Annotated in this window: 10 protein-coding genes; 7 read left to right on the top strand and 3 right to left on the bottom strand. The window is 35.5% G+C overall.

What is annotated here, in order from left to right; genetic code table 11:
* Nucleotides 1-4: 4 nt before the first annotated feature.
* On the bottom strand, nt 5-1354 hold the full coding sequence (trkA, locus tag Q0972_RS00565; protein ID WP_299361246.1) for a Trk system potassium transporter TrkA: 1350 nt from the start codon (nt 1352-1354) through the stop codon (nt 5-7).
* 195 nt (nt 1355-1549) lie between these two features.
* Between trkA and ubiE the strand changes: the two genes are divergently transcribed.
* Complete coding sequence (gene ubiE / locus Q0972_RS00570) at nt 1550-2281, top strand: bifunctional demethylmenaquinone methyltransferase/2-methoxy-6-polyprenyl-1,4-benzoquinol methylase UbiE (RefSeq protein WP_299361249.1); 732 nt, start codon at nt 1550-1552, stop codon at nt 2279-2281.
* A 2-nt stretch (nt 2282-2283) separates the two neighbouring features.
* Nucleotides 2284-3000, top strand: coding sequence for a porin family protein (locus tag Q0972_RS00575; RefSeq protein WP_299361250.1), 717 nt, complete (start codon nt 2284-2286; stop codon nt 2998-3000).
* On the opposite strand, the gene Q0972_RS00580 is transcribed toward Q0972_RS00575, so the two are convergent.
* Nucleotides 2987-3721, bottom strand: a complete 735-nt coding sequence (locus Q0972_RS00580) for an RNA methyltransferase (protein WP_299361252.1) — start codon at nt 3719-3721, stop codon at nt 2987-2989. The genes Q0972_RS00575 and Q0972_RS00580 overlap by 14 nt on opposite strands.
* A 195-nt stretch (nt 3722-3916) precedes the next feature.
* Between Q0972_RS00580 and Q0972_RS00585 the strand changes: the two genes are divergently transcribed.
* The 3 genes from Q0972_RS00585 (at nt 3917) to accD (ending at nt 8646) form a co-directional block, all read left to right on the top strand.
* Nucleotides 3917-6409 carry a BamA/TamA family outer membrane protein gene (locus tag Q0972_RS00585; RefSeq protein ID WP_299361255.1) on the top strand — a complete coding sequence of 831 codons (2493 nt, stop codon included), beginning with the start codon at nt 3917-3919 and terminating at the stop codon, nt 6407-6409.
* 122 nt (nt 6410-6531) lie between these two features.
* On the top strand, nt 6532-7599 hold the full coding sequence (gene fbaA, locus Q0972_RS00590; protein ID WP_299361257.1) for a class II fructose-bisphosphate aldolase: 1068 nt from the start codon (nt 6532-6534) through the stop codon (nt 7597-7599).
* A 189-nt stretch (nt 7600-7788) separates the two neighbouring features.
* Nucleotides 7789-8646: an acetyl-CoA carboxylase, carboxyltransferase subunit beta gene (gene accD / locus Q0972_RS00595; RefSeq protein ID WP_299361259.1), complete on the top strand. Its 858-nt coding sequence runs from the start codon at nt 7789-7791 to the stop codon at nt 8644-8646.
* 73 nt (nt 8647-8719) lie between these two features.
* On the opposite strand, the gene Q0972_RS00600 is transcribed toward accD, so the two are convergent.
* Nucleotides 8720-9565, bottom strand: a complete 846-nt coding sequence (locus tag Q0972_RS00600; RefSeq protein WP_299361262.1) for a hypothetical protein — start codon at nt 9563-9565, stop codon at nt 8720-8722.
* A 176-nt stretch (nt 9566-9741) separates the two neighbouring features.
* Here Q0972_RS00600 and rpsO point away from each other — a divergent pair, with 176 nt between their 5' ends.
* Nucleotides 9742-10011, top strand: coding sequence for a 30S ribosomal protein S15 (rpsO, locus tag Q0972_RS00605; RefSeq protein ID WP_299361265.1), 270 nt, complete (start codon nt 9742-9744; stop codon nt 10009-10011).
* Nucleotides 10012-10214: 203 nt separating this feature from the next.
* Nucleotides 10215-12458 (top strand): polyribonucleotide nucleotidyltransferase, encoded by a 2244-nt coding sequence (locus tag Q0972_RS00610; RefSeq protein ID WP_299361268.1) that lies wholly within the window; start codon nt 10215-10217, stop codon nt 12456-12458.
* Nucleotides 12459-12499 lie beyond the last annotated feature (41 nt).

Genomic DNA, 12499 nt, shown 5'->3' on the forward strand with positions numbered 1-12499 from the left:
GCAATTATGAGAAAAAGGCTTCTACTTCAGAAATTGAACGTGGCAAACAGCATACCACCACGCGGTCACCAGCTTCTATCTTAAAACTACCTAAAGGTATTAAACCCTTTCCGTTTCTTATAACACCACCAAAAATTGCCGACCTAGGAAAGTCTAGATCCTTTATAGTCTTGTTTGTAATTTTAGAATTGGGTTTTACAACAAATTCTAAAAGTTCGGCATTCATATTTGTAAGCTTGGTCATAGCTACAACTTCTCCTTTTCTAATGTATCTAAATATGTTATTCGCCGCCAAAAGTTTCTTGTTAATGAGAGTGTCTATGCCTATAGATTGCGACAACTGGTAGTAATCCATATTCTCAACCAAAGCTATAGTTTTTCTAACGCCTTTAGATTTGGCCAATAAGCACGACATAATATTGGTTTCAGAATTTCCAGTAACAGATATAAAGGCATCCATATCAGCAATATTTTCTTCCTCCAAAATCTCAACATTTCTACCATCACCACATATAACTAAAGCATTTGGTAATCTATCTGCAAGATCCTCGGCCATAGACTGCCTACTCTCGACCAGCTTTACGTTAAATTTACTTTTGCACAAATCCCTAGCGGTTTTAAATCCTATTTTACTACCACCAAGAATCATTACATTTTTTATCTGGCTTTTTACTTTGCCAGATAAATCAAACAATTCTGCATCACCCCCCTTTGAGGTCATAAACACCACTTTATCGCCTTCCTTAAACTGTGTATCTCCCCTTGGAATTATAGTATATTGGGTTGCATAGCGCTGAATAGCTATTGGGATAAAATGAAGTTCTGAGTAGATCTCGGCAGCTTCGCTTACTGTTTTACCTACAAAGGTAGCCGTTCGGGACAAGCGCAAACCCAACATCGTTAAGGCGCCACCTTCAAACTCATAGGTGTCGTTAAATCCATATTGGTTGAGTAGTAATTCTATTTCCGAAGCGGCTAAAGACTCTGGCGATATAAGTTCATCAATACCAAATTGAGAAAATCCAATGGTTTCCTTTTCGTCAATAAATTCTGTATTAGAAATTCTTGCAATAGTACGTTGGGCACCTAATTGCTTGGCAAGTACACAGGCCGTAATATTAGTAGTTTCGGATGACGTAACCGCTATAAAGAGTGCTGCAGATTCTATTCGGGCGTCTCTAAGGATTGAAATTGAGGTAGCATCACCTTTTATGGTCTTTATATCTAAGTGCTCCCCCGCATAAGAAAGGCTATCTTTTTTTGTATCTATTAGGGTAATTTCTTGCGACTCGTAGGATAACAGTTTTGCTAAATGAAACCCTACCTCTCCTGCTCCTGCGATAATTATTTTCATCGTGAGTTGTTCATAATAAACATGCAAATATAGTAAGAAGTTCCTAGTTGGGAAGCGACCAGAGTGTTTAATGTTAGTAATAGATGCCAAAGGTTTAGGATTTTTACTAAGTATTTAAGATAAACTTTCATATACTTTAAACATCTGTGGCTTCATGTACTTATATGTTATCCTTATATTTGCCAAAAATTTTTAATGGCTGAAAAAGTAAAACCATACAAGAATAGTGAGGCGTCCAAGAAAGATCAGGTGACGGAGATGTTTGATACCATTTCTAATGAATATGATGGCCTTAACCGTGTTATTTCTTTAGGCATTGATGTAAAATGGCGACAAAAAGTTGTTAAAATAGTTTCTGAAAAAAAGCCCGAAAATATTTTAGATATAGCTACAGGGACTGGTGATTTGGCCATAAATCTTGCATCGACCAATGCTAAGGAAATTATTGGTTTGGATATTAGTAATGGTATGCTAGAGGTTGGAAGAAAAAAAGTGACTTCAAAAAAACTAGATAACACCATTTCAATGGTTATCGGTGATTCTGAAGACTTACCATTTGAAAAAAATACCTTTGATGCTATTACAGTAGCTTTTGGAGTACGAAACTTTGAAAACTTAGAAAAAGGTCTGACTGAAATATTAAGGGTTTTAAAACCCGACGGTATTTTTGTGATATTGGAAACCTCTGTACCGACAAATCCAATTTATAGGTTCGGATATAATTTGTATTCGAAATTTGTTTTGCCAACTATAGGAAAACTATTTTCTAAAGATAAGATCGCTTATAGTTATCTTAGTGAATCAGCTTCAGTATTTCCTTATGGTGAGACACTAAACAATATTTTGAGAAAAATTGGGTTTATTAAAGTCAAAGATAGGCCACAAACCATGGGTGTGGCTACTATATATACAGCATCTAAAGCTTAATTATGAAGAAAATCATAGTTTTAATAGCATTTTCGTTGGTATTTCAAAGTGTATCAGCCCAACTGTTTACCAAAGAAAAAGTAGCCAATAATATTGATAATCTCGACAAAAAGTTTTTGTCATGGGGCTATTTTCTAGGCTTCAATCAATACGATTTCAAGTTTAATTATAACGAGGATTTAAAAGACATATTAGTAGACAAAACCTTTGGCTTTCATTTAGGCCTTATTGGTGATATGCGTATCAATAATTACATGAACCTAAGGTTAGAGCCAGGTGTCTTTTTCACCACAAGAAACTTGATGTACGACGAAAGTTATTTTGCGGGTCAAGATTTTAGTGCTTCTGACTTATTGAGGGAAGTAAGATCTACATACATTCATGTTCCATTATTGTTAAAGATTTCCACCAAGCGTATCAATAATTTTAAGCCATTTATTATTGGTGGATTCTCTACAGCTTTGAATCTATCGAGTAATGAGGACAACCCAGATGATAATAGCGGAGGAGAGTTTAGAATGAAAAGAAATACCTATTTCTACGAAATAGGTTTCGGTATAGACCTTTATCTACTCTATTTTAAGTTTACTCCTTCGATTCGTGCTATTTTTTCCATGAATAATGAAATTGTATTAGACGAAGACCCAAATAGTCCATGGACAGGTAATGTTGCAAGTATGCAAACCAGAGGCATCTTCATCAACTTCACGTTTCAATAGACCGTCTACTAAACTCACTTAGAACAATCGCTGTGGCAGTTGCTACATTGAGGCTTTCGGTTTTTTTATGGGCTCCGAATTGTGGAATAGTTAATCGCTCATTAACATTTTGGGTGATAGACTCTGAGATACCATTCGCTTCATTTCCTAGTATAACCATACCTGAATCTGGTAGTTGAGCCGTATAGATGTTTTCACCATTCATATAGGTTCCAAATACAAGCCCTTTATAATCCAAAACAAAACGTTCTAAGTCTAAATACACTACGTTGACCCGAGTTATTGAACCCATGGTAGCCTGAACAACTTTAGGGTTAAAACAGTCTACTGTATTACTACTACACACCAAATCCTTAATACCGTACCAATCGCAAAGCCTAATGATAGTACCTAAATTCCCCGGATCCCTAATCGCATCTAATGCCACAATCAATCTATCGATGTCTATGTCCTTGGGCTTTGGTATATAAAAAATTGCTAAAGCTGTATTTGGATTCATAAAAGCTGAAATCTTTTTGAGCTCAACTTCCGAAATTTCAACCTCAAGGTCTTTGTCAATATTAAAAATAGATTTTGTGGTATATAATGTATGAAGCCTAACATCCGAATTTAGAAATTCGTTAATCCCTTTTACACCTTCAACAATGAACAGGCCTAATTGTTGTCTGTATTTTTTTTGGGCTAAACTTTTAATTAACTTTATTTGATTCTTTGATAACATTAAAATGTCTTTACTTTTGTTAGCGTTATTACAAAGTAAACCTTTTTGGACTAATTTTTGTTTTAAGCAATCCATATCAAAAAAAACGTAGATCTTTTAAGTTTGAAAGTTCACTTCACAATACTATTTAAAAATCGTAAGATCATATACAAGACTTGCTTATTGATTTTTGTTGTGATCTTAAGCTCCTGTGATGTGGTAAAAAGAGTTAAAGCCAACGAACATTTAATAACTAAAAATACCATAATAGTTGACGACAAGGTTAACAAGGAAGAGCGCGTAAATAACTTGGTTGTTCAAAAAACCAATCTAGGTATGGAAGGCTTGTTCGGATTTCCCCTTCGACTTCATGTATATAATTTAGCTAGACCAAATATAGACTCAATTCTAAATGCCAATATTTTAAGTGATAGCCTTAAGGTAAAGCGCAAAGAGAGATTGCTTTCCAAAAAGCAATTTGATCGGTATATTCAATCCAAACGCAATTTTAATAGTTGGCTAAAACGTACTGGAGAAGCACCTACCCTACTAGATGAAGACAAAACCATAAAGACTGCCAATAGACTAAGAAAATACTACTATACTAAAGGCTGGTTTGACAACACGGTAGACTATGAAATACAAAAAGACACCAATAAAAGAGCTGAGGTAACGTATAAAGTAACAAAGAATACACCTTACATATTAGATTCTATAAAACCGATAATAAGCAGTCCTGCTATAGATTCCCTATACTATAAGTTTAGTAGAGCCTCACTTTTGAAGAAAGGAGAACAATATGACGAGAAAAATTTCGAGGACGAACGCGAACGCATTAACACCTACCTTCGTAATAATGGATTCTATCATTTCGGACAAGATTATATCAGATTTGTTACAGATACCATTGGCACAAATCATAATGTAAATACAGAGCTAATCATTGCTGACCGTGTCATTAGAACAGATGATTCTACTTATGCACAACCCTTTAAAGCTTATAAAATTAAAGAGGTTAACATTTTTACAGACGATAATTTTGAGAATCAATTCAAAGCCATTTCAGACACTACCATTTACAAAGACTATACTCTTTACAGTAAGGATAAACTAAGATTTAGACCAAAAGCTTTAACTGATGCAGTATTTATTAACAAAGGAGATATCTACAGCGATTTAGCACGCAGCAGAACATCACGTTATCTAAATGATCTACAAATGTTTAGGTATCCAAGAATTGAATATTTAGAAAATAGTAATGACACAACGTTAACAGCAAATATCTATTTAGAACCTAAGAAGAAATATGCCCTGAGTTTAGATCTGGATGTGTCACAAAGTAATATTCAAACCATTGGATTTTCGGTAACACCAGGTTTAAAAATCAGAAATATTTTTAGAGGTGCTGAAACCCTAGAACTAAGTGGTATCGCTGCCATTGGAGCTTCGGAGGATGGCAATGATAATGACGAAACCTTCTTTGACATTAATGAGTTTGGTGGAAACTTAAGGTTAACGATTCCACGTCTATTTACGCCTTTTAATACCGATAGTATTATACCAAAATATATGTCGCCAAGTACAGCGATAAACCTCTCAATAACTGGCCAACAAAATATTGGTTTAGATAAACAAACCTTATCTGGACTTTTGAGTTATAATTGGTCACCATCTAGAACCGTGACCAATATTCTAGAACTATTTAATGTACAGTTTGTAAAAAATCTAAACACCAATAACTATTTTGGAGTCTATTCTAATTCATTTAACCGTTTAGATGATATTGCGAGAAGCATCGATTATATTGATGAAGACGAAACTCTTAGAGATGACACCCTACTAAACAACAGATTCGCTCCGGCAGATGAGTTTATTGATGATGTTTTAACCGGAAATACCAGCTTAAGCCCTGGTGATGATGATTTTATTGCCGTAAATAATATTGAAGAACGTAAAGAACGATTAACAGAAAACAACCTCATCTTTTCATCTAGTTTTGACTATATAAAAGATAAGCGTGCCAATATTTTTGATAATAGTTTTTCGATTTTTAAGTGGCGTATTGAGCTTGCAGGAAACCTTTTGTCAAACTTATCCGAAGTATTAGGGTCTCCAAAAAATGAGGATGGTAACTACGAAGTTTTTGGAGTTGTTTTTTCACAATACTTCAAAACAGAAATTGATTATATAAAATATTTCGATTTAGGGAACAAAAATGTTTTAGCCTTTAGAAGTTATGCTGGCATTGCCATTCCTTATGGCAATTCTAACAGTATTCCTTTTGCTGAGAGTTTCTTTGCTGGTGGACCAAATGATAATAGAGCCTGGACCGCATATAACCTAGGTCCTGGAAGTTCTACAACTACTAACGAATTTAATGAAGCTAACTTCAAAATTCACTTAAGTGCAGAACAACGCTTCGGTCTTTTTGGTAATTTACGGGGAGCACTTTTTGTAGATGTCGGCAATATCTGGAATGTTCTAGACAATGTAGAGGACGACAGAGCAACATTTACGGGTTTTGATTCTTTGGAGGATATTGCTGTGGGATCAGGTTTTGGGCTTCGATATGACTTCGATTTTTTTGTCCTACGTTTTGATACTGGCTTTAAAACCTACGAACCATCACTACCAGAAGGGAGCCGATGGTTGAAAAATTACAATTTCAGAAATGCGGTTTACAACATAGGAATTAACTATCCGTTTTAAAAATGATATAGGTTTAAAGGCGATATCGTTTTCGATATTTTATGTGCCATTAATCCACAAAAACTGCCCTAAAGATGTTCAAAATTATGTATTTTTGAAATCTAATTTTCAATCATAAAATTATGAGTCACAATATCAAACCTGGCGTTGCAACAGGTAGAGAAGTTCAGGAAATTTTCAAATTAGCTAAAGAAAAAAGGTTTGCCCTACCAGCGGTTAATGTTATAGGTTCAAACTCTATTAACGGTGTCTTAGAAACCGCTAAGGCGTTAAACGCACCTGTAATCATTCAGTTTTCTAATGGAGGCGCACAATTTAACGCTGGTAAAGGATTAGGAAATGAAGACCAAAAAGGTGCTATTACTGGTGCTATAGCTGGTGCAAAACATGTACATGATATGGCTGAAGCTTATGGTGTTCCGGTTATTTTGCACACAGATCACTGTGCAAAGAAATTATTGCCTTGGATAGATGGTTTATTAGAGGCTAGTGAAAAACATTTTGAAGAAACAGGTAAGCCACTCTACAGTTCCCATATGATTGATCTATCTGAGGAACCAATAGAAGAAAATATTGAAATCTGTAAAAACTATTTAGCTCGAATGAGTAAAATGGGAATGACATTAGAGATAGAACTGGGTATTACAGGTGGTGAGGAAGACGGTGTAGATAATTCTGATGTTGATGCCTCAAAATTATATACTCAACCAGAAGAAGTGGCTTATGCCTATGAAGAATTAAGCAAAGTGAGTGATCAATTTACTATTGCTGCGGCCTTTGGTAATGTTCATGGTGTTTACAGACCTGGTAATGTAAAATTAACACCAAAGATTTTAAAAAATTCTCAAGAATACATCACCGAAAAATACAATGTTGGCAACAACCATATTGATTTTGTATTCCATGGTGGCTCTGGTTCTACGGTGGAGGAAATAAGGGAAGCGATTGGATATGGTGTGATAAAAATGAACATTGATACCGACATGCAATGGGCATTTTTAAGTGGTGTTAGAGACTATGTACAGGATAAGAGTGACTACCTTCAAACTCAAATTGGTAATCCAGAAGGTGATGACGCTCCAAATAAAAAGTATTATGACCCTAGGGTTTGGTTAAGAAAAGGAGAGCAAGCTTTTGTAGAAAGACTTAAAAAAGCTTTTGAAGATCTTAATAATGTAAATACATTATAATATATAACAACCTATTAATAACAAACCTATCGGAGCTAAAAACTAAGTTTCGATAGGTTTGTGCTTTTAACAATTACATATCCTTACTACTTTTGAGTTTAATTAATAAGTAGTAATTTTGCTCTAACTAACTAAAACACCAATTATAATTATACATCTGTAATTATATATCCAAAATCGTATACTAATATGGCTTGGTTTAAGAGAAAAGACAAAGGAATTCAAACGTCCACAGAAGAAAAAAAAGATACGCCCAAAGGGCTTTGGTATAAATCACCTACGGGAAAAATCATTGACACCAAAGAACTTGAACAAAATTTTTATGTAAGCCCTGAAGATGGTTACCATGTAAGAATTGGAAGCAAAGAATATTTTGAGATTCTTTTTGACGATAATGAGTTTAAAGAATTGGATACTAATCTCACATCTAAAGATCCATTAAAATTTGTAGATACTAAAAAATATCCTGATCGTTTAAAAGCAGCGCAATCCAAAACCAATCTTAAGGACGCTGTACGCACAGCTGTAGGCAAATCATACGGACAAGATTTGGTTATAGCATGCATGGATTTTAGCTTTATCGGTGGCTCCATGGGTAGCGTTGTTGGTGAAAAAATAGCCCGTGCTGCCGATTATGCTTTAAAGCATAACACGCCTTTTATGATTATTAGCAAATCTGGTGGAGCACGTATGATGGAAGCTGCATTATCATTGATGCAATTGGCAAAAACTTCAGCAAAACTAGCTCAATTGGCCGAAGCTAAGATTCCATATATTTCGTTATGTACTGATCCAACAACAGGTGGAACAACAGCCTCTTTCGCCATGCTTGGTGATATTAATATTGCAGAACCAGGTGCTTTAATTGGATTTGCAGGACCAAGGGTTGTAAGAGATACGACTGGTCAGGAACTTCCTGAAGGCTTCCAAACTTCAGAGTTTTTACTAGAACATGGTTTCTTGGATTTTATATCGCATAGAAAAGATTTAAAGAAAAAGATTAATCTCTATATAGATTTAATAAAAAACCAACCCTTAAGGGCATAAAAAAGCGAGCCTAATTTGACTACACTAAAGGCTCGCATTTTTTCTTCAATCAAACTAAAACTAAATAACAATCCTAGTTTAAAGTTATAGGAATTTCTGTACCATTGTTAAAGGTAAAGGTAGCTTGGTTATCACAATTACCTTCTCCATAATCAAAAAGACCACCAAAGTTAGTGCGTTGTACATCAAAAGAACCACTTACAAAAAACGCACAAATGACTTCTCTTCTTAAAGGCTCAATGACCTCATAAATATGTGTATTACCATTAACGAATGTAGCCGTCCAGTCCCCGGTAATTTCAAAAACATTATCACTAAATACACCAGTACCAAAACCTTCCACCCATTCTCTAATTCTAGTACCCTCTCTAGACGCTTGTACACCATTTGGCCAAACAACTGTTATAGTTAAATCGTGCGTAAATTGTGGATTACCATTTTCATTAGATAGTTCTCTTAGAATAGAACGACTTGCAATGACGTGCTTTGCATCAAAATAAAAGTCAAATAAATTATAATTAATCTCTATTTGCTGCGCTTCTGGATCTCTCGTGTAATCAATAACAATTTGCCCTTGAATAAGATGTCCATTGACTATACAACCTTCTGTGCCAAAATCCAAGGTTAATTCTCTGTAACCTTGCTCAGCAACTAAGGTAACGGTAACACATTCTGGGATACCACTTGTGTAAACACCTTTACCAGATTCACTCAATTCTTGGCCCTCATAGGCATCGACAACCATATCCCCTAAAATGTTATCGACTTGATCAATCTCTGCTGAACGTTGAACCTCAGTCGTATCCTGTCCCAAATCTCCTGTACCAGAAGTTTCATCATTATCACTACATGATGTAAAGACCAAACCTAAAACCACGAGACAAAAAATTCCTTTTTTAAACACATTTAAATTTTTCATGATTACTTTTTTATTGTTAATACAGTGTTAAGACCATGACGATTAAGAAAGGTTTAATTTGAATCTAAAAAATAAAAGCATATTATTCTTAGTACTTAATATTTAAATTTTCCTATATTTGCTGCTTGAAAGAAGGCCTTTCAAAGTACATAACAATCATTTACAACAATATTAGAATGTATTTAACTAAAGAAAAGAAAGAAGAAATCTTCTCAAAATACGGTAAAGGAAAAAATGATACCGGTTCTGCAGAAGGACAAATCGCGTTATTCACGCTAAGGATTAACCATTTAACTGAGCACTTAAAGAACAATCGTAAAGATTATAATACTGAACGCTCGTTAGTAAAATTGGTTGGTAAACGTCGCGCGTTGCTAGATTATTTAACCAAGAAAGATATCTTAAGATATCGTGCTATCGTTAAAGAACTAGGATTAAGAAAATAAAAAGAACCACGCTTTTAGCGTGGTTTTTCATTATATATAACGCAACCGAAAGCGTCTAAAATTCGGATTGAAAATAGCAGATAAGATCCCAAGACGTTTGGGACTACGGTTTTTCATTGGTCATAACAACTACACACAACAACACAACGACCATTGTTTAACGCAACTTTGTTATGATTATATCAAAGTGAGAAAAAAAATTTATGATTCCAAAAACTTACAAAGAGGTCATTGACCTTGGTGATGGTAGAGAAATATCTATCGAGACCGGAAAATTAGCCAAACAAGCGCATGGTAGCGTTGTGGTGCAATCAGGAAACTGTATGCTATTGTGTACGGTTGTTTCTAATTATCATTCAGCAGATGTAGACTTTTTACCTTTAACTGTAGATTACAGAGAGAAGTTTGCTGCAGCAGGTCGTTATCCTGGTGGATTCTTTAAAAGAGAAGCAAGACCAAGCGATGGTGAAGTATTAACCATGCGATTGGTTGATAGATGTCTTCGTCCATTGTTCCCAAAGGATTATCATGCAGAAACCCAGGTTATGATTCAGTTGATGTCTCACGATTCTGATGTGATGCCAGACGCTATGGCAGGTTTAGCAGCATCAGCAGCGATACAATTATCAGACATTCCTTTTGAAACAGCTATATCCGAAGTAAGAGTTGGCCGTATAAATGGTGAGTTTATCATCAATCCTTCGCTGACACAATTAGAAGAATCTGATATCGATATGATGATTGGCGCTTCGGCAGATTCAGTAATGATGGTTGAAGGTGAAATGAATGAGATTTCAGAAGAAGAAATGGTAGAAGCTATCAAATTTGCGCATGAGGCCATTAAGATTCAATGCGATGCACAATCAAAACTAGCAGAAGCCTTCGGCAAAAAAGAAACACGAGAGTACGACCCTGAAATTGAGGACGAAGATTTGGCTAAAAAGATTCATGATATGGTTTATGACAAAACCTATGAAATAGCTAAAGCTGGTTCTTCAAAACATGAAAGAGGTGCTGCATTTAGTGAAATTAAGGAAGGTGTTTTTGAATCTTTTACGGAAGAAGAGCAGGATGAATTAGGAAAACTGATTCACAAATACGTAGCAAAATCCCAAAAAGAAGCCATTAGAAACTTAACCTTGGATGAAGGTTTACGTTTAGACGGCCGAAAAACTGATGAAATACGACCTATTTGGTGCGAGGTGGATTATTTACCTTCTACTCATGGTTCCGCTATTTTTACCAGAGGTGAAACTCAAGCTTTAGCTACAGTAACTTTAGGTACAAGTAGAGAAGCAAATGTTATAGACATGCCATCTTACGAAGGTGAAGAACGTTTCTATCTACATTACAATTTTCCACCATTTTCGACAGGGGAAGCTCGCCCAATCCGTGGTACATCTCGTAGAGAAGTTGGTCATGGTAATTTAGCGCAACGTGCCTTAAAAGGTATGGTTCCCGACGATTGTCCTTACACGGTAAGAGTGGTTTCAGAAGTATTAGAATCTAATGGCTCCTCTTCTATGGCTACGGTATGTTCTGGTACAATGGCTTTAATGGATGCTGGTGTTCAACTCAAAAAACCAGTTTCTGGTATCGCTATGGGATTAATCTCTGATGGCGATAAATACGCAGTACTTTCAGATATTTTAGGGGACGAAGATCACTTAGGTGATATGGATTTTAAAGTTACCGGAACTGCTGAAGGCATTACGGCAACCCAAATGGATATTAAGATCAAGGGGTTGTCTTACGAAATTTTGGTAAAGGCCTTGATGCAAGCTAAAGAAGGTCGCTTACACATCCTAGAGAAGTTAACGGATACTATTGAAGAGCCAAATGCAGAAGTTAAAGCACACGCGCCTAAGATTATTACCAAGATTATTCCTGGAGAGTATATAGGAGCAGTGATTGGTTCTGGTGGTAAAGTGATTCAAGAATTACAAAAAGAAACCAACACCACTATTGTTATTAATGAAGATCCTGTAACCGAAAAAGGTATTGTTGAGATTTTAGGTACAGATCAAGCCGGTATCGATAAGGTTATTGCTACAATTGAAGCTGTAATGTTTAAACCAGAAGTTGGTAGCATTTATGAGGTAAAGGTGATAAAAGTATTAGAATTTGGAGCTGTTGTAGAGTATACTGAAGCACCTGGTAATGAAGTCTTATTGCACGTTAGTGAATTGGCATGGGAACGTACCGAAAATGTAACTGACGTTGTGAATATGGGAGATGTGTTTGACGTGAAATATTTTGGTATTGATCCAAAAACGCGCAAGGAAAAAGTATCTCGTAAAGCTATTTTACCAAAGCCAGAAGGTTGGCAACCACGTCCAAAACGCGATAATAACAATCGCGGAGGCAATAACAGAGGTAGAGATAATCGTAATAGGGATAACCGAAGAAACGACAGAAAACCTAGAGAAGATAGAAAAGAGGAATAAACAGTTTGCTATATAAATAATTTAGAAAGCCCAAATGGAAT

Origin of the sequence: Winogradskyella sp. (assembly GCF_028282165.1) — a bacterium.
GTDB lineage: Bacteria > Bacteroidota > Bacteroidia > Flavobacteriales > Flavobacteriaceae > Winogradskyella.